This is a genomic window from Sphingomonas sp., assembly GCF_024508665.1.
Taxonomy (GTDB): domain Bacteria; phylum Pseudomonadota; class Alphaproteobacteria; order Sphingomonadales; family Sphingomonadaceae; genus Sphingomonas.
Genome location: NZ_JANINP010000004.1, coordinates 13,862 through 34,263, shown reverse-complemented (window position 1 = coordinate 34,263; position 20,402 = coordinate 13,862). Strand labels below are relative to the sequence as shown.

Below are 20,402 nucleotides of genomic sequence, written 5' to 3'. Positions count from 1 at the left end.
CGGTCCGTTTCAAACGCTTGCGGCTCATGACCGCCGCGACCGATGCACTGACGAAAGCCCAGTCGCTCGCCGAGATACTGGAGATATTACGGTCGCGCGCGCGCGCCATCCTGGGCAGTGATGGAGTGACAGTGGCGATGCGTGAGCGCGATCAGGTCCATTATGTCGGAGAGGATTCGATCGCGCCTTTATCGGCAGGGCGACGCTTTCCGATCGGCTCCTGCATCTCGGGCATGGCGATGACGCAGCGCCGGACGATCGTCATTCCCGACATCCGCATCGATCACCGCGTGCCGCTCGAAGCCTATCTTTCGATCTACTTCGTCGGCCTGGCGATCGCCCCGATCGGTGTCGGCAGCCCAGTTGCGGCGGTCGGCGCCTATTGGCGCAGCGGCCGCCCGATCGACGAGGACGCGTTGGTATTGCTCGACATGCTGGCCAAGGGCGCCAGCGCGCAATTCGAGCGGATCGTCGATCAGCGCCTGAAGAGGGCGTCGTGAGGGCCGACAAGTTCGACCTCCTCTTCACGTTCGAGGTCGGTCTGGGCGAATTTCTCGCGGCGCATCGTGAAGATGCCGTGATGTCTCACGATTATCCAAGTGCCTGATATCTCCGTCGCGTCGCTATTGATCCGGCCCAAATAGCGAACCGCGTGTGCCAGTGCGCCGCCGTCATATTGCTTTACGAACCGGAGCCCCGATGCGCTTCGAGTGCCGCTGATAAAGGCCCGCCTCACTCCAGTTCCGCCGCTGGTATTGGGCTCGGTGATTGTTCCCGAGATCGCGCCGCCATCATCGTCGAGCCGTGCGACGAAGCTATTGGTATCGACATAGCCCAACGCATCGTAGCGACCATACCAGACCCCGCCGAGATTCTGCGGATCGTCACTCACCTCGCGACCAGATCGGCAAGCGCCGCGCTGTTCAGCGGCTCGGCACAAAGGAAACCCTGATAATATTGGCACCCTTCCTTGGCGAGCAGATCGAGCTGTTCGACGGTTTCGACGCCTTCCGCGATCACCGCCAGCCCCAGCGATAATGCCATCTCGATCACGCCGCGTACGACGATGCGGTCGCGCGGTGACCCGCTGATGTCCTGGGCCAGCTTGCGGTCGATCTTGAGATAATCGAGCGGCAGCGCCTTGAGATAGGCGAGGCTCGAATAGCCAGTGCCGAAATCGTCGATCGCCACCCGGCACCCCGCTTGCCTCAGCCCGGTGAGTAACGACGCAGCCGCGCCAAGGTCGTCGATCAGGCCGCTTTCCGTGATCTCGACCGTCAGACGCGACCGTGCGAACCCCGAAGCGTCGATGCGGTCGAGCAGGATATCGGCAAAGCCGGGCCGCGCGATGTCGGCAGCCGTCAAGTTGATCGACAGACGCAGCCCGGAAAGCGCTTCGGGCCAGGCCGTCGCCCGGCTGAGCGCCAGCCGCTGGATGTGGTCCGATAAGGCCAGTCCCAGGTCGGCGCGATCCGCAGCGGCGAACAATTGGTCAGCGCCGATCGGGCCGAAGCGGGGATGCTCCCATCGCGCGAGCGCTTCCACGCCAACGATCTTGCCGGTCGCGATCGCGACCTGGGGCTGGAACAGCACTGCAATCTCATTGCTGTCGATCGCCCGGCGCAGATCGACCGACAGAGCATCGGCGATCGCAGGTTCGTCTGCGATGCGGATCGTCGCGCCGTCGGACGCGCGCGCGTCGTCCAGCGCGTCATTGGCGCGGCGCAACAACGCATCGACGGTCTCGTCCGCCCGCGCCGCGGCCACGCCTAACCGCGCGCCGACCGCGACCAATGTGCCGTCGATAGCGAAGGGACGCGCCAATGCCTCGGCCAGCGCGCCAGCCAGCGCTTCGGCGTCAGCCGTTTCCTCAAGCCCAACGAGGAATTCGGGACCTTTCTGACGGGCCACGATCTGGCGCTTGCCAAGTGTCGCGCGGGCGACTCCGGCGATCCGCCTGACCGCGGCGCGGATCAACGCATCGCCGGCCGGGCGACCATATCCGCTATTGACCAGATCGAAGCGGCTGAGCGCGATCAGCACCGCGCTGGGACGTTCCCCGCGCTGCAGCCGGCGGTCGAGCCAGGCGCGAGCCGCTCCGGCATCGAAGGCGCCTTCGATCGCCTCCTCGGTTTCTGCCGCTGCGTTGGGCGCGGTGCCCAGTTCCTCGATCAGCCCATGGACCCAGGGATCGCCCGTCGTCGCCTGGACATGGTGAACCAATCGCCCGATTCCCGGATGATCATGTGCGAACGCGGTCACTCCGCCGCCGCCGACACGGCGAACCGCCCCCGCCGCCGCCCCGCGATCCTCGGGGGAAAGCGCGCGAAGCGCGGTGCCGAGCGAAACCTCTTCACCCAAATCGAGCCGTTTGCCCAAAGCGGGGGTCAAGCGCACACGCCGCGTGCGGCGATTATAGCGCCAGCCGAGCAGGTCGATCGCGCGCCCGCGATCCCAATCGCCAGCGATGCGCTCGACGAAACGCCACGCATATCGCAGCGCTTGGGCGAACTCTGCTTCGGTAAACGGGCTCGCCAGGAAATGCGTCGCTCCGGCTGCGTGGAAATCGCCCAAAGCGGCGACATCGTCGCGCGACACCAGCACGAGCAAGGCGCCCCCGCGCACCCGCGCGACCTCCCCGAAAGCCTTGGCGGCAGCCAGCCCATCGCCAAGAGCCCCGCGAGCATCGAGCACGGCCAGGGCCGCGCCGCTGCCTAGATAGCGCCGCGCCGCGCCGTCCCCGCGCCGGGCGGCCACCACGCGCCAGCCTGCTTCCGCCGCGATCGTCGACAATTCGCCGCGCTGCCTGAACGACAGCAGGAACAGGGAGTTTCCGCTCTGGGGCTCGCTGGAGACCATTGCGCGCGGTTCTACGCATGCCGGATGCACTTCGCCAATCCGCAATCGGCTATGCGCAATAGGAACGCGTCGGCAGCTAATCGGGGTTGCCGCAAGGGGGACGACGCCCTAGCTGTCGAAGCACGATGGCGACCGCCCCCGCCCTGATCGACCGACATGGCCGCACGATCAGCTATCTGCGCGTGTCGGTGACCGACCGCTGCGATCTGCGCTGCCGCTATTGCATGGCCGAGGACATGCGGTTTCTCCCCCGCGATGCGCTGCTCGAGATCGACGAGCTAGCCGCGATTGCCGAGCGCTTCATCGCCCGGGGCATCACCAAGATCCGACTGACCGGCGGAGAACCGCTGGTGCGCCGCGGCATGACCGATCTCGCACACCGGCTGGGGCGCCAAATCGGCAACGGGCTCGACGAATTGACGCTGACGACCAACGGCATGCGTCTGGCGGACGTCGCCGACGATCTCAGCGCCGCGGGGATTCGCCGGATCAACGTCAGTCTCGACAGCCTCGATCCCGACCGCTTTCGCCACATCACCCGCCACGGCGACCTGGTACGCGTGCTGGCCGGCATCGCCGCGGCGGCGGCGGCGGGAATTGCGATCAAGATCAACATGGTTGCGCTGAAGGATCTCAATCAGGACGAGATTCCTGCCATGCTCGCCTGGTGCGTCGAGCAGGGTCACGATCTCAGCCTGATCGAGACGATGCCATTGGGATCGATCGACGAGGATCGCGCAGACAGGTTCGTGCCTCTGACCGCCGTGTTCGACGATCTGTCGCGGCGGTTCGACCTGGTCCGAGACGCGCGTTCGACGGGAGGCCCCGCGCGCTATTGGCGCGTCGGCGCCAGCCTCACCCGGTTGGGGCTGATCTCCCCCCTGACCGCCAATTTTTGCGACGGCTGCAACCGGGTCCGACTCACGACCGAGGGGCGGCTCTACGCCTGTCTCGGCCATGACGATCAGGTCGATCTGAAGGCCGCGTTGCGCTCCGGCGGCATGGCCGCGCTCGATGCCGCGATCGACGAAGCGCTGGCGATCAAGCCCGCGCGCCACGATTTCCGTATCGCCGCGGGTGCCGCACCCGCGGTCGGACGGCATATGAGCGTGACCGGCGGATGAAGCGCGCGCTGGTCGCGTCGCCGACCCCACCCGCCCAGGCTGCCGAGCGCGAACTGCGCGAATCCTACGAATGGGTGCCGATCGACCAGGCCGAGCTGGTCGTGGCGCTGGGTGGCGATGGCTTCATGCTCCAGACGCTACATGCCATGCTCGATCGCCGCGGCGACCCGGTCCCCGTGTTCGGCATGAACCTGGGCACGGTCGGTTTCCTGATGAACGATTGGCGACGCGACGGGCTTGACGCACGGCTCGAACGGACGCGGCCGTTCAAGGTCACGCCGCTCCAGATGACGGCTCGGACGATTGCGGGCGAGACGTTCGTCCACCCGGCGATCAACGAAGTCTCTCTCCTCCGCGAAACGCGTCAGACCGCCAAGCTGGAAGTCACCGTCAACGAGCGGGTGGTGATCCCGGAACTGGCCTGCGACGGCATCCTGGCCGCGACACCGGCGGGATCGACCGCCTATAATTTGTCGGCCAGCGGGCCCATCCTCCCGCTCGGTTCGGCGATGATCGCCCTGACCCCTATTTCCGCTTTCCGTCCGCGCCGCTGGCGAGGCGCGATCCTGCCCGAAAAGGCGCGAATCACGCTTAAGGTGCTCGAAGCGGCAAAGCGACCGGTATCGGCCGTCGCCGACCAGCACGAGGTGCGCGACGTGGCGCAGGTCGATATCGCGATCGACCGTTCGCGCGAGCTGACCCTACTATTCGATCCCGAACACGCGCTCGACGACCGCATCACGATGGAGCAGTTCACCGCCTGACGTGTGCGCCCGCATTCAGGCGGAAATCAGGGGTTGCATCGTTAAAGCGCGACGGTATAGACGCGCGCTCCGGTGACGTTCCCTGATAGCTCAGCGGTAGAGCTCTCGACTGTTAATCGAGCGGCCGTAGGTTCGAATCCTACTCAGGGAGCCACCGCGGTTTTGGGCATTGCCTCCCCCTTTTCCGATCGTCGCAGGGTCTGACCTGCGCAACACCGGTCGAATAACCGCGACCCGCGCTCAGCAAAAATCCCCCACTGTCCAGATTCTCGATTCCAGCGCCCATTGTGGTGCCGGAAATCGAATAGGCGTCAGCTAAGACCGCCCGGTGGTGCACCGAATCCACCCTATTCCGTCGCCCATGGGGGATTTGCGAGCGCCTTGGCGAGATAGTCGATGAGCAATTGGACGCGCTGTGGTCGCAACGGATTGGGCGGCATAACGAGGTGCAGACCCAGCGGCTTGGCGAACCAATCCGGCATGCCAATTTCCAGGATACCGTCGCGCAGTTCGCGCCACACCAGGAACTCCGGCTGCAGCGCCAGGCCCTGCCCTGCAATCAGAAGCGGGTTCAGCATGTCGGCATTGTCGGCCCAGATGCGCACCGATGGCTCGACCACTTCTTCCCCAAATTGCGGATGAGTGAACCGCCAAACGCCTTTCTGGGCGCTGCCAGTATACGCGAAGGCGTCGTGCCGTCGCAGTTCCGCCGGATGGGTTGGCCGGCCGCGCGCATCGAAATATGCCGGTGCACCGACGAGCAGCAGCCGTACCGCGCACAAGCGACGCGACAATAACGAGGAGTCCTCGAGGCTCGCGATACGTAGCGCGAAATCGAATCCGTCGGCAACCAGATCGACGCGCCGGTCGCTCAACGCGAAATCGAGTGCAATCTCAGGATAGCGCGTGAGAAATTCCGGCAGCACCGCGCCGAGATAAGCGGTCCCGAACGATAGCGGTGCGCTGACCCGTACCAGCCCGCGAGGCACGGTTGACTGGTCGGCCGCCTCGTCTTCGATTGCTTCGCCCTCTCTCAATATCCGCGATGCCCGATCGAGCGATGCTCGCCCCGCTTCGGTTAGCGACAGGCGCCGCGAGGTGCGTGCGAGCAGCGCGAATCCCAACCGCGCTTCGAGCCGCCCGATCGCCTTCGAAACGGTGGGATTGGACAAGCCGAGCTCGCTCGCGGCGCCTGAAAAGGAACCTATTTCGGCGACCTTCGCAAAGATCGCCCATGCTTCGAGGTCGGGAAGTCGCCTTTTCATTTTCGGCAATGACGTGATGCCAACGTTTCTATTTCGTCAAGTCCAATCTCGCCGCATCTTCAAGTCATCGGGAAGGCAACCGCGCCTTTCCGCCGGAGACAGACAATGATCGAACGCCGCCCCTTCGCCGAACTCGGCAGTGCCAATCACGGTTGGCTCGATGCCCGGCACCATTTCTCTTTCGCCAGTTACTACGATCCCAATCGGATGGGCTGGGGTCCGATCCGGGTGTGGAACGACGATACGATCGCCGCCGGCACCGGCTTTCCGCCGCACGGTCACGCCGACATGGAGATCATCACTTATGTCCGCGAAGGCGCGATCACACACCAGGACAGTCTGGGCAATATCGGCCGAACCGAAGCTGGCGACGTCCAGGTGATGAGCGCCGGGTCAGGCGTACGTCATTCGGAATATAACCGGGAGCAGGACACGACCAAGATCTTCCAGATCTGGATCGAGCCCAAGACTCGCGGCGGGACGCCGTCCTGGGGTGCCAAGCCCTTCCCCAAGGGGGAACGCTCCGGCCATTTCGTCACGCTGGCCAGCGGCTTTGCCGATGATGGCGATGCGCTGCCGATCCGCACCGATGCCCGTATCGTCGGCGCGACCCTGAAAGCCGGTGAAACCGCCGAATATCCGTTGGGTGCCGATCGCCACGGCTACCTCGTCCCTGCCAGCGGCACGGTCGAAATCAACGGTATCCGGTTGGAAGCCCGCGACGGCGCAGCGATCGCCGACGAACCCGTCCTGCGCGTCACCGCGATCGACGACGCCGAACTCGTGCTCGTCGACGCTGCCTGAGCAATCTTTCGCGCTGCTTATCCCCAACACCGACCATCGACACAAAGGGAGACATTCCATGACCACGATCACCACTCAGGACGGCACCGAGATCTTCTACAAGGACTGGGGTCCCAAGGACGCACAACCGATCGTCTTCCACCATGGCTGGCCGCTGAGCTCGGACGATTGGGACGGGCAGATGATGTTCTTCCTGAACAAGGGCTATCGGGTCATCGCTCACGACCGGCGCGGCCACGGCCGCTCGACTCAGTCGGCGACGGGGCATGACATGGACACCTATGTCGCCGATGTGATTGCCCTGATCGACGCACTCGATCTGAAGAACGCGATCCATATTGGCCACTCGACGGGTGGCGGCGAAGTGGCGCGCTACGTCACCCGGGCCAAGCCTGGCCGCGTCGCCAAAGCAGTGCTGATCAGCGCCGTAGCGCCACACATGGTCAAAACTGAGGCCAATCCGGGCGGCTTGCCGATCGAGGTGTTTGACGGCGTGCGTGAACAAACCGCCAACAATCGCGCGCAATTCTACATGGACTTCACCATGCCCTTTTATGGCTATAACCGCGACGGTGCCGAGGTGAAGGAAGGCGTTCGTCAGAATTGGTGGCGTCAAGGGATGATGGGCGGTGCGATCGCGCACTATCTCGGCATCGCCGCCTTCTCCGAGACCGACTTTACCGAGGATTTGAAGAAGATCGCCGTCCCGACCCTCGTGATGCACGGCGAAGATGACCAGGTGGTACCCTATGCCAACGCCGGCCCGCTATCAGCCAAGCTGATCCCAGGCGCCGTTCTGAAATCCTATCCCGGCTATCCGCACGGCATGCCGACCACCAATGCCGATCGGATCAACGCCGATTTGTTCGCCTTCATCAAGGGCTGAGGAAAATGGCGCGCAGGCAACCACCTGCGCGTCCTTTCATAGGAGAGTCGAGATGAAGCGCCTGCCCCTCATCATTGCTGTCATGACGCTAAGCATGCCAACACAGTTCCCGCCCGCCTCCTCGAAGGAAGCGCCGGCAACCGATTTCTCGGTTGGACCGCAATACGATTCGACTCATGTCTATGTCGCAGCAGAAGATTTCGACAAATTCGTCGCGAGTTTCGTCGCGACCTTCGGCGGCACGACCAGCAAGAAAGGCGTATTCCAGGTCACCCCGACGCCAAGTCAGACCATGTCTCAGGTCGTGCTGACGCCGGCCGGGATCGTGTCCGTCTTCGGCTTCACCACACCGATACCCTATCCGTTCGGAGCCGAACGCACCGGCTATCTCGTAACGGATATCGATCGAGCGGTCGCCGCCGCGCGCGAGGCTCGAGCAACTCGGCTGGTCGACACCTTTCCCGATCCGATCGGGCGCGATGTGCTGGTGCAATGGCCGGGCGGCGTGAACATGCAATTCTATGTGCACACCGTGAAACCCAATTATGCGCCGCTCGCCACCATTCCCGAGAACCGCATCTATCTGACGCCGGATTCAGCCGATGCTTTTGTCCGAAGCTGGCTGGCGTTTTCGCGCGGCCATATCGTCGCCGACAACAAGCAAGCGCCCGGCATCGAGATCGGCGAACCCGGCAAGACCTATCGCCGCATTCGCCTCAGCTCGGGTTATGGCGATATGGCGGTGCTGGTCAGCAACGGCGCGCTGCCTTGGCCATACGGCCGTGAAGTGACGGGATATGGCGTTTCAGACCTTCTGGCGACGCTTGCAAAGGCGTCGGCAGCCGGAGTTGAAACGCTTGTGTCCGCGCATGCCGAACAAGGCCGGCAATCCGCGATCGTGCGGTTTCCCGGCGGATATATCGCGGAGATCCATGCGCCATCGCCCAGCGAAAACCGCTGACCCCAACCGTTCCGTCATCGCCTTGCGGCGATGCGGAGCGACGGACTGCCGAAATTGGCGCCACGGCGTCGGGATCGGCCGGCGCCGGTCAAGGCCGCTCGCGCCGTGGCGGCCCCAGCAATGCAGGCTCGAAGATCAAGGCGCAGATCAACGTCCAGATCAACGAGATCATCAGGATCTCGCCCATGCTTGCCGTACCGGGGTGATGCGACAGCCAGAGGCTGCCGAACGCGGTGCCGGTGGCGAGCGCGCTAAACATCACGGCGCGAGCCAGACTGGACTGGAGCAGTCCCGTCGCCCCTGCCCGCCACGCCATCACGAAATAGATATGGAAAGCCACGCCGACCCCGAACAATAACGGGAAGGCGATGATGTTGGCGAAGTTGATCGGCTGTCGGATCAGCACGCAGCTGCCCAATGTCAGGAAGATCGACAGCACGACCGGTGCCAGCGTGAACGCCACCTCGCGCAAGTTGCGCAGCACCACGAACAGCAGCGCGCTGACCAACAGGAAGGCAAGAACGCCCGCCTGGACAAAAGCGCCAGCCACGGTGTTGGCCGCTGCCTGGGTCGCGACCGGCAAGCCAGATATTGCGGGCGTCACGCCGGCGACCGCGGTCCGGAAGCGCCGGATCACGTCATTGTCGTTGCTGTTGCCGCTCGGAAACACCTGGAGCCGTACGCGCCCGTCTGGCGTGATCCAGTCGCGGGCCAATTCCGCCGGCAGATCGGTGCGAGTGACCGGCGTCGCCTGTAAGGCAAGCCGAACTTGGCCGAGCATCACGTTAAGCGGCTGGGACACCGCGGCATCCATTTCGGCGCGTTTTTGAGGCGAGCTTTTGGCCAGCCGGTCGAACAACGTCGCGAGCCGCAAGATGTCGCGTGCGCCGGGTTGCTGACGGTTCCCGGCGACAGTGCGCAGCTTGGCCGCGCTCTGCGAGAGCGATGCGACCAGGTCGGCATCCGTCGGCTGCGCCGCGATATCGAGCGGATTGATCGTCACATCGAGCAACAAGGCCGCATCCTGGATGATCGGCAGCTTGGCCTGCTGATCTTCGGGTACGAAGCTGTCGAGCGAGATCACGCGCGAGACCTCGGGCAAACGCGAGAGCTTCCGGGCGATCATCCGCGCCTCGGTCGGATTGGCGGCCAGCACGTCGATCGTGTTCGGCGTGCGGTCCGGGTCGCGCGTCAAATCGGCCAATGCCCGCATTGCCGGCGCGTCGGGGTTGCGCAGATGGAGCGGGTTGAAGTCGAAGCTCACCCAAGGAAGGATGGCGATACTGGCCACAAGCGCGATCGCAAATCCCCATAGCACCAGGGCGCGCTTGCGTTCGAGCCACACGTCGACCGGTGCGAGCGCGGCGAATCCCACGTCGCCGCGCGGCTGCCCGGGCCGAAACAGCATCACCAACGCCGGCAGCAAGGTAACGCTCAGAGCAAGCGCCACGATCATGCCCAGGCCGGCAATCACGCCCAGTTCGGCGATGCCGACGTAAGCGGTCGGCAGGAACGCGCCGAAGCCCAGGAAGATTGCGCCTGCCGCCAAGGTCAGCGGAGCGCCGAGCGCGGTCGCCGCCTGGCGAAGCGCCGCATCGGACGGCGCGCCATCAGCGCGCTCGGCATTATAGCGGACACAGATCTGGATGCTGAAATCGACTCCCAGGCCGACGAAGAGAGGAATGAAGGCGACCGAGATCAGATTGAAGCGGCCGACGGCGAGCAGCCCCGCCGCCATGGTGACGAGAAGGCCAAGGACGATCGTCGTCAGGATCGCGGCGACCAGGCGCACCGATCGCGTCGCGAACCACAAAGTGAGCAGCATCGCCGCGAACATCACCAGCCCGACCAGACCGATATTTTCCTGGAGCGTACCGAACTCCTCGTCGGCCAAGGGTACCTCGCCGGTCAGTTGCACCCGTATGCCATGCGCGGCATCGAGCCCGAGCGCGGCGGCGGCCGACCGAACGGCGTCGCTGGCCGCTTCGCCCGACATCAGCGCGCTATGATCCAGTATCGGCTGGGCGAGGATCAGCCGCCGCTTCGGTGGTGCCAACGCCCCTTTGCCGCTCGCGAACAGAGCCTGCCAGGAAAACGGCCTCGGCTTTCCGGCCAGCACGCCGTCGGCGGCGTCGCCAAGCGCGCGAACCGGCTTGTCGATCCGGTCGAACGTGACCTGACCTGCCTGGACCCCGTCTGCAATGGTCGACAAGGCGCCCGCGACACCGCGCAGACTCGGATCGGCGGCAAGCGGCCCGAGCATCGGCTGCGCTTCGACCAGCGCCGCCGTGGTATCGCGCACATCCTGTTCGGAGCCGAACAACAGACCTTCGCGTCCCAGGAAGTCGCCGCCGTCGGGCCGGGTGACCAGCCGGAAATGCGCCTTGTCGGCGGCGAGCCGAGCGGCGAGCCGCGCCGCGCCATCCTCGGCTAGCTCGGGCGTGTCGCCGTCGACCATCACCAGCATCACGTCGCGCAATTGCGGGAACGCCTGCTCCATCGCCCGTTCGCGCTGGCGCCATTCGACATTGGGGGAGATCAGTTCGGCGGTGTCGGTGGTCATCGCGAAACGGTTGACCGTGACCGACAGCGCGAGCGCGGCCAGTACCAGCACGAGGATGACCGTCAGCCACGGACGGCGTACGCTAGCCGCGACGATGGGCGTGACCGGCGATCGCACGATCAGCGCGCCGACGGGCCCTTTGCGCCCAGGAAATAGCGCAGGTTCAAACGGATAGTCCGGGCACTGCCATCGAATGCGAACACCGCCTCGGCAAATTTGGGCGGGCCGAGGCCGATCTTGGCATCGTTCGAAAAGCCGACACCCTCCTTGGGGATGCCGAACAATGCCCGATCGACCTCGCCATTGCCGTTCTCATCGAGAAAGGCCTGCACCGCGTAGCGTCCCGCCGGCAGGTTGGCGACCGTGACGCGAGTATCGCCTACCTTGGCGCGGGCATTCCCGGACCAGGGACAGTCGTCCTTCAGGAATTGCGCCTCCGGACAGACGTCCACATGTACATTGCCCTTGGCGATGCGGACATTGCCGACATCGATCGTCAGGACGCCATGCGGGGGAGCCGCGGCACCCACCAAAAACAACAATGCGGGTAAAGCCAACACCAATCGCCTCATATGCGCTGGCACTCTGCCACCACGCTTGCATCGTTATAGCGCAGTGCCTTGAGCACGGTGTCGACGATGGCGTCGGCATCGAGCCCGGCCTGGGCATATTGGACTTCGGGCTTGTCCTGGTCCTGGAAGATGTCGGGCAGGCGCATCGTCCTGAGCTTCAGCCCGGCATCGATCAGTCCGGTGTCGCTGGCAAGCGTCAGGACATGCGCGCCCAGCCCGCCGACCGCGCCTTCCTCGATCGTCACCGCGACCTCGTGGGTGGTGAGCAGGCGGCGGATCAGTTCCTCGTCGAGCGGCTTGGCGAAGCGCAGGTCGGCGACCGTCGCCGACAGCCCCTTGGCATCGAGCGCATCGGCGGCCTTGAGTGCTTCCTGAAGGCGCGTGCCGAGCGACAGGATCGCGACCTTCTTGCCTTCGCGCACGATCCGGCCCTTGCCGATCTCGAGCCGCTCAGGCGTCTCGGGCAGCGCGACCCCGACCCCGTTGCCGCGCGGATAGCGCACGGCGATCGGTCCACTGTCGTGAAGTGCGGCGGTGTGCGTCATATGCACCAGCTCGGCCTCGTCGGCCGCCGCCATCACGACGAAATTGGGGAGTGTCGCGAGATAGGTGACGTCGAAGCTGCCGGCATGGGTCGCACCGTCGGCACCGACCAGGCCGGCACGGTCGATCGCAAAGCGCACGGGCAGGTTCTGGATCGCGACGTCGTGGACGACCTGATCATAGGCGCGCTGCAGGAAGGTCGAATAGATCGCGCAGAATGGCCGCATGCCTTGCGCGGCGAGCCCCGCGGCGAACGTCACCGCATGCTGCTCGGCAATCCCGACATCGAACGTCCGCTCGGGGAACGCCTTGGCGAAGCGGTCGACGCCGGTGCCAGAGGGCATGGCGGCAGTGATCGCGACGATGGTCGGATCGCGCTGCGCATCCTTGATCAGCTGGTCGGCGAACACGTTCTGATAGGCAGGCGGCCCCGGCGGCGCCTTGGCCTGCGCGCCGGTGATGACGTCGAACTTCTGCACGCCATGATATTTGTCCGCGGCCGCTTCCGCCGGACCATAGCCCTTGCCCTTCTTGGTCACGACATGGACCAGGATCGGACCGTGCTCGCTGTCGCGGACATTCTCCAGGACCGGGATCAGATGGTCGAGATTGTGGCCGTCGATCGGGCCGACATAATAGAAGCCCAGCTCCTCGAACAACGTGCCGCCGGTCACCCAGCCGCGCGTCAGTTCCTCGGCCTTTTGCGCGGCATTGTGGACACGCCTCGAGACCTTGGCGGTGATCCGCTTGGCGAGGCTCCTCAAGCCCAGATACTCGCTCGAACTGACCATCCGCGCGAGATAAGCTGAAAGCCCCCCGACCGGCGGCGCGATCGACATGTCGTTGTCGTTGAGGATCACGACCAGCCGGTTGCCGGCGGCTTCGGCATTGTTCATCGCCTCATAGGCCATGCCGGCCGACATCGCGCCGTCGCCGATCACCGCGATCGCCTTGCCGGGTCTGCCCGCCAGCTTGTTGGCGATGGCAAAGCCCAGCGCCGCCGAGATCGAGGTCGAACTATGCGCAGCGCCGAACGGATCGTACTCGCTCTCCGAGCGCTTGGTGAAACCCGATAGCCCTCCCCCCTGGCGCAAAGTGCGGATGCGGTCGCGCCGCCCGGTCAGGATCTTGTGCGGATAGCATTGATGCCCGACGTCCCAGATCAGCCGGTCATGAGGCGTGTCGAACACATAATGGATCGCCGTCGTCAGCTCGACCACCCCCAGCCCCGAGCCCAAATGCCCCCCGGTCGTCCCCACCGCCGATATCGTCTCCGCACGCAACTCGTCCGCCAGCTGGCGCAATTGCTCCGGCGCAAGTCCGCGAATATCCGCCGGCGTCGAAACTGTGTCGAGCAACGGGGTCTCGAAAGAAGTGGTCATTTGGTATCGGCTCCTGCGCCCAACTTAGCCCAACAGCGCCGCGAAACAATCGTGCGGCCAACGACCATCTTTCCGAAGCCCGCAGGATGGTAACCGGCTCCGAACGAAATCAATGCGGCGCCCCGGCCGGCGCCGGTGCGGCCGGATCGGTCATCGGATCCTGCAATTCCGGAGTGCCCGATTCGGGCGGGGCCGTGGCTGGCGCACCCGGATCGCGCAGGGGATCGTCGAATTCCGACGGACTCGGCGCTTCGATCCGATGGTGTCGCAAAGCGCTCACTTCGCCAGCGCGATGCTGAAGCCAGACCGACCGCAAGGTCGCATAAGGGTCGACGGCACCGCCGAACAAGGCGCGCAATTCCTGGTCCGATTCGGCCCGCCGGTCGAGGCCGTTGATCACACCCGTCGGAAACTGAAAGCGCCAATCGTTGAACGGGTTACCGACGGCGACCGGCAGGACGGCTCCCCCCAGCGGTCCGCCCAGAACGTCCCGCAGGGTGGTCGGACCGACCAGCGGCAGAAAGATATAAGGGCCAGGACCAACGCCGTAATAGGCCAGCGTATCGCCGAAACTATTGCTGCGGTGCGGAAGGTTGAACTCCTTCGTCTTCGCGACGTCGAAGAGGCCGCCGACACCCAGGGTCGAATTGACCGTGAACCTCACCAGCGTCTCCGCCGCCTTGCCGAACTTGAACTGCAGCAAGTAATTCAGGAACACGACCGGCTCGGTCAGGTTACTCAGAAAATTGCGAAACCCCGATCGCACAGGTTTGGGCACGACGTGCTGGTAACCCATGGCGAGCGGTCGGTAGATCGCCTTGTCGAGCGCCTGGTGAATCCCGAACATCGCCCGATTGAATCCTTCCAGCGGATCAGCGCGGTTGGGATCGACCGCTGTCGCGCGAAACGGCGCTTCTCCGCCAGTTGCAGCGCTGGCGGACTCCGGGTCGGACAGCGGATCCGCAAACTCGGGGATTGCCGCCGAAGAATTTGAGGGCGACGAGTCGGTAATCGGCGGTTGCGGAGCAACGGGCGAGACCGGCGCGACGATAGGCGTCGACCCGGCCGCGGTTGCCGGCGCGACGACCGGTGGTGCCGGCGGCGGTGTCGTTTGTTCTTGGGCCGGGGTGGCGATCAGCGCCACCGCCGGAAGGAGAAGCGGGATCGTCAAAAATCGCCCTTCGCCGCCAGGGCATCGAGATGGGTTACCAGCGCCTTGGCGCCGCCTTTGGCCAGAACGGCCGCAAAATCGGACCGTCGCGTCGCGATCTGGCTGATCGAGTTACGGTAGAATACGTCGATGATCTTCCAGCTGCCGCCGCTCGCGCGCAAGCGATAGCTGATCGGGATGTCCGCTTTGCCCGGCGTAACCAGTGTGGTGCGGACCAACCTATCGCCGCCCCGCGCATCGATCTGCGGCGCAATCGCGAAGCGTTCGCCCGACCAGCTGTCGAAATTGGTCGCATATTGCGAGATCGTCATGCGCCGGAAAGCGGCGACCAGGGCCTGCTGATCGGCCGGCGGAGTCGTCGTCCAGGCGGGTCCGACCGCGAGTCGCGCCATCAGCGGCAAGTCGAAGGCGCGGTCGATGACCGGGCCGATCGCCGCCGCGCGGCTCCTCACCGTTCCCTTTGCCTTCATGATCGTGATCAGACCATCGTCGAGCGCCTGCACGGTGGTGCGCGCGGGATCGGTCTGGGCGACGGCTGGGACAGGGATCGCAAGCGCCAGCAGCAAGGCGGAGGAGACAGTGATACGCATCGAAACACTCCTGATCGACCCCGGGCAATACCCCGTCCAGAGCGAAGGCGTCCACCCTTGTCGGACGCAAAGTCTTTGCCGCGTTGCAATATTGCGTCTTTTGCAACCGGAGGCGAACGACTATCTGTTCCCCCAAGACCTGGCGTGAACAGGTCGCGGCATTTCGAAAGACGGAATTGCATGCAGGGCAAAATGACCGATCCTTCCTCGCCTTCGATCAACGTCCTGTTGGCAAATCCACGCGGTTTCTGCGCGGGTGTGGTCCGCGCGATCGAGATCGTCGAGCGCGCACTCGATCTGTACGGCGCCCCGGTCTATGTCCGGCATGAGATCGTTCACAATCGCCACGTCGTCGATCGCCTGCGCGGCAAAGGCGCGATCTTCGTCGACGAGCTGGACGAAATTCCCCCGGATGCCCCGACGATCTTCAGTGCGCACGGCGTGCCGCGATCGGTTCAGGAAGCGGCAGTCGCCAGAGGCCTGCCGGTGCTCGACGCGACTTGTCCGCTGGTCACGAAGGTCCATGTCCAAGGTCGCCGCTATGCCAAAGCGGGGCGGACGCTCGTGCTGATCGGCCATGCCGGCCATGCCGAGGTGATCGGTACGATGGGCCAGATCGATGCCCCGATTCACCTGGTTTCGACGATTGACGACGTGGCCGCCCTACCGCTCGCGGACGATACGCCGATTGCCTATATCACGCAGACCACCCTCAGCGTCGACGATACGCGTGGCGTGATCGCGGCGCTTAACCAGCGCTTCGACGACGTCCAGGGTCCGGACGTCGCCGATATCTGCTACGCCACACAGAACCGTCAGACCGCGGTCCGCGACCTCGCCAGGCAAAGCGATCTGCTGATCGTCGTCGGCGCACGAAACAGCTCGAATTCGAGCCGACTGCGCGAAATCGGCGACGAAATGGGCGTGCCGAGCTATCTGGTGGACGATGGCGACGGCGTCGACGCCGCCTGGCTCGATGGCGTGGAGACGGTTGGAATCACCGCGGGCGCGTCGGCCCCTGACGAGTTGATTGAGAGTGTCATCGCCGCCATTGCTTTGGTACGTCCGGTGCAGGTGAAACCGCTGGACGGCGTCACCGAAGACGTGGAATTCACCCTCCCTACCCAGTTGCGCAACATCACTCGTGCAGCGGCCGAATAGGATTACGCGATGACTTTACCGCTTTCCCAGATCGCGCGGATCGGCGCCTATACGCTGACACAGCATATCAAGGGCGGGAAATACCCGCTTGTCCTGATGCTAGAGCCGCTGTTCCGCTGCAACCTGGCTTGCCCCGGCTGCGGCAAGATCGATTATCCCGATCCGATCCTCAACCAGCGCATGTCCTACGAGGAGTGCATGGAAGCGATCGACGAATGCGGTGCGCCTGCCGTCTCGATCGCCGGTGGCGAACCCTTGCTGCACAAGGACATGGCGCGGATCGTCAAGGGCTATATCGCCAAGAAGAAGCTGGTGATCCTGTGCACCAACGCCCTGCTGCTCAAGAAGAAGATCGACGAATATGAGCCGTCGCCCTTCTTCACCTGGTCGATCCATCTCGATGGCGACAAGCAGATGCACGACCATGCCGTCGATCTCGACGGCACATACGAAGTCGCGATCGAGGCGATCAAGCTCGCCAAGAGCAAGGGCTTCCGCGTGCAGGTCAATTGCACCGTGTTCGACGGCGCCGATGCGGGGCGGCTGGCGTCGTTCTTCGACGAGATGGAATCGCTCGGCGTCGAGATCACGATCTCGCCCGGTTATGCTTATGAGCGCGCCGCCGACCAGGAGCATTTCCTCAATCGCGAGCGCACCAAGAAGTTCTTCCGCGACGTGTTCGCCCGCGGTAATGGCGGCAAGGACTGGACCTTCACCAACTCGCCGTTGTTCCTCGATTTCCTCGCCGGCAACCAGACGTACGAATGCACGCCCTGGTCGATGCCGCTGCGCACGATCTTCGGCTGGCAGAAGCCCTGTTATTTGCTCGGCGAAGGCTATGTCGCGACCTTCAAGGAGCTGATGGAAGGCACCGACTGGGAGAAATACGGCGTCGGCAAGTACGAGAAATGCTCGAACTGCATGACGCATTGCGGGTTCGAAGGCACTGCCGCGACCGACGCGATCCGTCACCCGCTCAAGATGTTCAAGGTCGGCCGCAACGGCGTGAAGACCGATGGTCCAATGGCGCCCGATGTCGACCTGTCGGCCGCACGGCCTGCCGAGGATGTTTATTCCTCGCACGTCGAGCTCGAGCTGGCGAAGATCAAGGCGGCCGATCCCGAAGGCTTCAAACGGGTTCAGCGCGCGGCGTGATCCCGCTCGCCTGCCTTACCTGGGCGGCAACCCGAACCGGTCTATCCCGGCGCCGATAATCGCGTCGAATGCCTGTGCCAGACTGCGAAACGCTTGGTCGGCCTGGCGGCCGGTGCGGATAAGTGCGGACAATTGCCGCGGATTTCGCGCGAGCGAGGCGAGGACAGCGCCCAGCGCCATCCCGCCGTCCGGACGCATCCCAACCAGAGCTGCGGGCGGCAGATCGTCGTCTGCGCGATCCGAGATCACCCGCAGCGCGGCGAACGGCAGCCCCTTGCGCACCGCTACCCGCGCGGCGACATGGCTCTCCATGTCGACCGCGATCGCGCCGGTGCGCTCATGCAGGGTGCGTTTTTCTTCTGCCGTCGCCGTGATTGCGTCGTTCCCCACAATCCCGCCGCGATGAGCGTGCGGAAGCGCCTGCCCCAGCCGTTCAACCACGATCACATTGCCGTCGATCACCACATCACCGGGTTTCAGTGCAGGTGCGAGCGCGCCGGCGATTCCGCACGACAGAATGATACCGGGGAGGAGTTCGGCTTTGGCGTCGAGATCGTGATCGAGCGTCTCAGCGATGCCGCCGCCGATGACGACGGAGACGTCGCGATCCGCGCGATCGAAAATCCGCGCCTCGCGCTTAAGCCCGCAGGCAATGAGCAAGGTCACATGCCGACCGTGACGCGCTTGGTGTTCGAGCGCTTGAGATTGCGGTAGCGCGCCATCGCCCAAAGCGGGAAATATTTCGGGTAACCGTGATAGCGAAGATAGAAGACCCGCGGGAAGCCGCCGCCGGTATAATATTCCTGCCCCCACAATCCGTCGGCATCCTGATTGGTAGCCAGCCAGTCGATACCACGCGCGACCGCATCGCTGTCCACCTCGCCCGCAGCCATCAATCCCAGCAGCGCCCAGGCGGTCTGCGATGCGGTCGACGGGGCCGGAACGTGGCCGGTACGATCGAGATCGTAGCTGTTGCAATCCTCGCCCCAGCCGCCGTCGACATTCTGAATCGCGGTCAGCCAGCCGGCGGCGCGCGCCACCATCGGATCGTCGGTCCCTAGCCCCGCAGCGTTGAGCGCGCACAGCACCGACCAGGTGCCGTAGATGTAATTCACGCCCCAGCGCCCGAACCAGCTGCCATCGGGTTCCTGTTCCCGCCGAAGGTAGTCGATCGCCGCCGTCATGCGCGGGCTGTCGCTCGCCTCGCCGAGCTGGGCGAGCATCGAAACGCAGCGCGCCGAGACGTCGGCGGTCGGCGGATCGAGCAGCGCGCCATGGTCGGCAAATGGCAGGTTATTGAGATAGTCGTACGCATTGTCGGCGTCGAACGCCCCCCAGCCGCCATTCTTCGACTGCAAGCCGACTGTCCATTCGACCCCGCGGTCGATCGGCATGCGGTCGGCCGTCCCGGCGCGATCCATCGCCATCACTACCACCGCAGTATCGTCGAGGTCGGGATAATGCGCGTTATTATACTGGAAGGCCCAGCCGCCAGCGCGCACGCCGGGCCGTTCCTCCGCCCAATCGCCCATGACCTCCAGCACCTGGCGCGGCTTGAGCCAATCGAGCGCGGCATCGGCACTGGCGATATTGGCCTCACCCCCCGCCTCCAGCATCGCATGCGCCGCGAGCGCCGTGTCCCACACCGGCGACACGCAGGGCTGGCAATAGGCCTCATCCTCCTTGATCACGAGAAGGTTCTCGACCGATTTCCGGGCGATCGCGCGGACCGGATGGTCTTCCGTATAGCCTAGCAGGTCGAACATCATCACGCTGTTCGCTATCGCCGGATAGATCGCGCCGAGCCCGTCCTCGCCATTAAGCCGCTCGACCACCCAGGCCTCGCAGGCCCGGATCGCGCGTTGCCGCAGCTTGGTCGGCCACAGACCGTCACCGGCCTTGAGCAACCGGTCGAGCGCGTTGAAACCCTTGGTCCATAGCCATTTCGGATCGGCCGCCTTGGTTCCGGCGCGTACCGCCTCACCCGTGTAGAGCTCGTCGACCTTGATCCCCTTAGCGTTGCGCGCGACGGGCTTGAGCGCGCCCAGCACTAGCAGCGGCACCACCACGGTGCGCGCCCAATAGCTCATCTTGGAGAGATGGATCGGGAACCAGCGCGGCAGGAGGATCAGCTCGGGCGGCATGGTCGGCACGGTCGACCAGGGTCCGGCCTCGAACAAGGCAAGCTGGATGCGGGTGAAAACGTTCACTGCCGCCGCGCCGCCCGCCGCCAGGATCGCAGTCCGCGCGCGCACCATATGCGGTGCCTGAGGATCGTCGCCGATCATCTTGAGCGCATAATAGGCCTTCACGCTGGCGCTGACATCGAAGCCACCGGCATGGAACAGTCCCCAACCATCATGCACCGACGACTGGATGCGGCGGAGATAGCGGCCGATCTTCGCTTCCAACACTTCGTCGACCGGTTCGCCGAGGTAATGGCGTAGCAGCACATATTCGGCCGGGATGGTGCAGTCCGCTTCCAGCTCAAACACCCAATGGCCATCGGGACGCTGCGCGGCGGTCAAGGCGGCGGCGGCGCGATCGACCGCCCGATCGATCTCGGCAAGTGGATCGGTTGACTGAAGCTTGGTGGCCATCT

The 20,402-nt window shown here is 64.5% G+C and carries 18 protein-coding genes and 1 tRNA gene; 9 read left to right on the top strand and 10 right to left on the bottom strand.

Features of this window, described 5'->3' with window-relative positions; all coding sequences use genetic code 11:
* Positions 1–26: 26 nt before the first annotated feature.
* Positions 27–500, top strand: coding sequence for a GAF domain-containing protein (locus Q0L25_RS07365; RefSeq protein WP_296612958.1), 474 nt, complete (start codon positions 27–29; stop codon positions 498–500).
* Here Q0L25_RS07365 and Q0L25_RS07360 read toward each other — a convergent pair.
* Together Q0L25_RS07360 and Q0L25_RS07355 are read right to left on the bottom strand one after the other, a co-directional pair.
* Positions 476–892, bottom strand: coding sequence for a hypothetical protein (locus Q0L25_RS07360; RefSeq protein WP_296612957.1), 417 nt, complete (start codon positions 890–892; stop codon positions 476–478). The two genes, Q0L25_RS07365 and Q0L25_RS07360, sit on opposite strands and share 25 nt — an antisense overlap.
* Entirely contained in the window at positions 889–2,859 is a 1,971-nt protein-coding gene (locus Q0L25_RS07355) for a bifunctional diguanylate cyclase/phosphodiesterase (RefSeq protein ID WP_296612955.1), read from the bottom strand. The genes Q0L25_RS07360 and Q0L25_RS07355 overlap by 4 nt, the downstream gene beginning before the upstream one ends.
* A gap of 125 nt (positions 2,860–2,984) precedes the next feature.
* On the opposite strand from Q0L25_RS07355, the gene moaA reads away from it, so the two are divergent.
* From moaA to Q0L25_RS07340, 3 genes are all read left to right on the top strand, one after another.
* On the top strand, positions 2,985–3,983 hold the full coding sequence (gene moaA, locus Q0L25_RS07350; RefSeq protein WP_296612954.1) for a GTP 3',8-cyclase MoaA: 999 nt from the start codon (positions 2,985–2,987) through the stop codon (positions 3,981–3,983).
* The gene (locus tag Q0L25_RS07345) at positions 3,980–4,747 is read left to right on the top strand and encodes an NAD kinase (RefSeq protein WP_296612951.1); all 768 of its coding nucleotides are present in this window, start codon (positions 3,980–3,982) and stop codon (positions 4,745–4,747) included. Before moaA ends, Q0L25_RS07345 begins: the two co-directional genes overlap by 4 nt.
* A 79-nt stretch (positions 4,748–4,826) precedes the next feature.
* Positions 4,827–4,901: transfer RNA gene (locus tag Q0L25_RS07340), tRNA-Asn, on the top strand.
* A 193-nt stretch (positions 4,902–5,094) separates the two neighbouring features.
* Here Q0L25_RS07340 and Q0L25_RS07335 read toward each other — a convergent pair.
* The gene (locus Q0L25_RS07335; RefSeq protein ID WP_296612950.1) at positions 5,095–6,012 is read right to left on the bottom strand and encodes a LysR family transcriptional regulator; all 918 of its coding nucleotides are present in this window, start codon (positions 6,010–6,012) and stop codon (positions 5,095–5,097) included.
* Positions 6,013–6,117: 105 nt separating this feature from the next.
* On the opposite strand from Q0L25_RS07335, the gene Q0L25_RS07330 reads away from it, so the two are divergent.
* Genes Q0L25_RS07330 through Q0L25_RS07320 form a run of 3 tightly spaced genes read left to right on the top strand, consistent with a single transcriptional unit; the run spans position 6,118 to position 8,663 of the window.
* On the top strand, positions 6,118–6,816 hold the full coding sequence (locus Q0L25_RS07330) for a pirin family protein (protein ID WP_296612948.1): 699 nt from the start codon (positions 6,118–6,120) through the stop codon (positions 6,814–6,816).
* 58 nt (positions 6,817–6,874) lie between these two features.
* Positions 6,875–7,702, top strand: coding sequence for an alpha/beta hydrolase (locus tag Q0L25_RS07325; RefSeq protein ID WP_296612946.1), 828 nt, complete (start codon positions 6,875–6,877; stop codon positions 7,700–7,702).
* A 52-nt stretch (positions 7,703–7,754) separates the two neighbouring features.
* Positions 7,755–8,663 (top strand): glyoxalase, encoded by a 909-nt coding sequence (locus Q0L25_RS07320; RefSeq protein ID WP_296612944.1) that lies wholly within the window; start codon positions 7,755–7,757, stop codon positions 8,661–8,663.
* Positions 8,664–8,751: 88 nt separating this feature from the next.
* On the opposite strand, the gene Q0L25_RS07315 is transcribed toward Q0L25_RS07320, so the two are convergent.
* From Q0L25_RS07315 to Q0L25_RS07295, 5 genes are all read right to left on the bottom strand, one after another.
* Entirely contained in the window at positions 8,752–11,343 is a 2,592-nt protein-coding gene (locus Q0L25_RS07315; protein ID WP_367184094.1) for an MMPL family transporter, read from the bottom strand.
* A gap of 2 nt (positions 11,344–11,345) precedes the next feature.
* Complete coding sequence (locus tag Q0L25_RS07310) at positions 11,346–11,786, bottom strand: DUF2141 domain-containing protein (RefSeq protein WP_296612942.1); 441 nt, start codon at positions 11,784–11,786, stop codon at positions 11,346–11,348.
* An 8-nt stretch (positions 11,787–11,794) separates the two neighbouring features.
* A complete protein-coding gene (gene dxs, locus Q0L25_RS07305; RefSeq protein ID WP_296612940.1) occupies positions 11,795–13,723 on the bottom strand; it encodes a 1-deoxy-D-xylulose-5-phosphate synthase in 1,929 nt (642 codons plus the stop codon).
* A gap of 109 nt (positions 13,724–13,832) precedes the next feature.
* Positions 13,833–14,894 carry a VacJ family lipoprotein gene (locus Q0L25_RS07300; protein ID WP_296612938.1) on the bottom strand — a complete coding sequence of 354 codons (1,062 nt, stop codon included), beginning with the start codon at positions 14,892–14,894 and terminating at the stop codon, positions 13,833–13,835.
* Entirely contained in the window at positions 14,891–15,484 is a 594-nt protein-coding gene (locus tag Q0L25_RS07295) for an ABC transporter substrate-binding protein (RefSeq protein ID WP_296612936.1), read from the bottom strand. Before Q0L25_RS07295 ends, Q0L25_RS07300 begins: the two co-directional genes overlap by 4 nt.
* A 192-nt stretch (positions 15,485–15,676) precedes the next feature.
* Here Q0L25_RS07295 and ispH point away from each other — a divergent pair, with 192 nt between their 5' ends.
* Positions 15,677–16,645 carry a 4-hydroxy-3-methylbut-2-enyl diphosphate reductase gene (ispH, locus tag Q0L25_RS07290; RefSeq protein ID WP_296612935.1) on the top strand — a complete coding sequence of 323 codons (969 nt, stop codon included), beginning with the start codon at positions 15,677–15,679 and terminating at the stop codon, positions 16,643–16,645.
* Positions 16,646–16,654: 9 nt separating this feature from the next.
* A complete protein-coding gene (gene hpnH, locus Q0L25_RS07285; RefSeq protein WP_296612932.1) occupies positions 16,655–17,800 on the top strand; it encodes an adenosyl-hopene transferase HpnH in 1,146 nt (381 codons plus the stop codon).
* Positions 17,801–17,815: 15 nt separating this feature from the next.
* Here hpnH and Q0L25_RS07280 read toward each other — a convergent pair whose 3' ends face one another.
* Both Q0L25_RS07280 and shc read right to left on the bottom strand, forming a co-directional pair.
* The gene (locus tag Q0L25_RS07280) at positions 17,816–18,466 is read right to left on the bottom strand and encodes a phosphorylase (protein WP_296612930.1); all 651 of its coding nucleotides are present in this window, start codon (positions 18,464–18,466) and stop codon (positions 17,816–17,818) included.
* A complete protein-coding gene (gene shc / locus Q0L25_RS07275) occupies positions 18,463–20,400 on the bottom strand; it encodes a squalene--hopene cyclase (RefSeq protein ID WP_296612929.1) in 1,938 nt (645 codons plus the stop codon). The genes Q0L25_RS07280 and shc overlap by 4 nt, the downstream gene beginning before the upstream one ends.
* Positions 20,401–20,402: the final 2 nt, after the last annotated feature.

Excerpts from the sequence above, each read along its gene's own strand:
- Q0L25_RS07365 (WP_296612958.1), top strand. The coding sequence starts at position 27 with ATGACCGCCGCGACCGATGCACTGACGAAAGCCCAGTCGCTCGCCGAG.
- Q0L25_RS07320 (WP_296612944.1), top strand. The coding sequence starts at position 7,755 with ATGAAGCGCCTGCCCCTCATCATTGCTGTCATGACGCTAAGCATGCCA.
- Q0L25_RS07295 (WP_296612936.1), bottom strand. The coding sequence starts at position 15,484 with ATGCGTATCACTGTCTCCTCCGCCTTGCTGCTGGCGCTTGCGATCCCT.
- shc (WP_296612929.1), bottom strand. The coding sequence starts at position 20,400 with ATGGCCACCAAGCTTCAGTCAACCGATCCACTTGCCGAGATCGATCGG.
- Q0L25_RS07325 (WP_296612946.1), top strand. The coding sequence starts at position 6,875 with ATGACCACGATCACCACTCAGGACGGCACCGAGATCTTCTACAAGGAC.
- Q0L25_RS07335 (WP_296612950.1), bottom strand. The coding sequence starts at position 6,012 with ATGAAAAGGCGACTTCCCGACCTCGAAGCATGGGCGATCTTTGCGAAG.
- hpnH (WP_296612932.1), top strand. The coding sequence starts at position 16,655 with ATGACTTTACCGCTTTCCCAGATCGCGCGGATCGGCGCCTATACGCTG.
- Q0L25_RS07330 (WP_296612948.1), top strand. The coding sequence starts at position 6,118 with ATGATCGAACGCCGCCCCTTCGCCGAACTCGGCAGTGCCAATCACGGT.
- moaA (WP_296612954.1), top strand. The coding sequence starts at position 2,985 with ATGGCGACCGCCCCCGCCCTGATCGACCGACATGGCCGCACGATCAGC.
- Q0L25_RS07355 (WP_296612955.1), bottom strand. The coding sequence starts at position 2,859 with ATGGTCTCCAGCGAGCCCCAGAGCGGAAACTCCCTGTTCCTGCTGTCG.
- dxs (WP_296612940.1), bottom strand. The coding sequence starts at position 13,723 with ATGACCACTTCTTTCGAGACCCCGTTGCTCGACACAGTTTCGACGCCG.
- Q0L25_RS07345 (WP_296612951.1), top strand. The coding sequence starts at position 3,980 with ATGAAGCGCGCGCTGGTCGCGTCGCCGACCCCACCCGCCCAGGCTGCC.
- ispH (WP_296612935.1), top strand. The coding sequence starts at position 15,677 with ATGACCGATCCTTCCTCGCCTTCGATCAACGTCCTGTTGGCAAATCCA.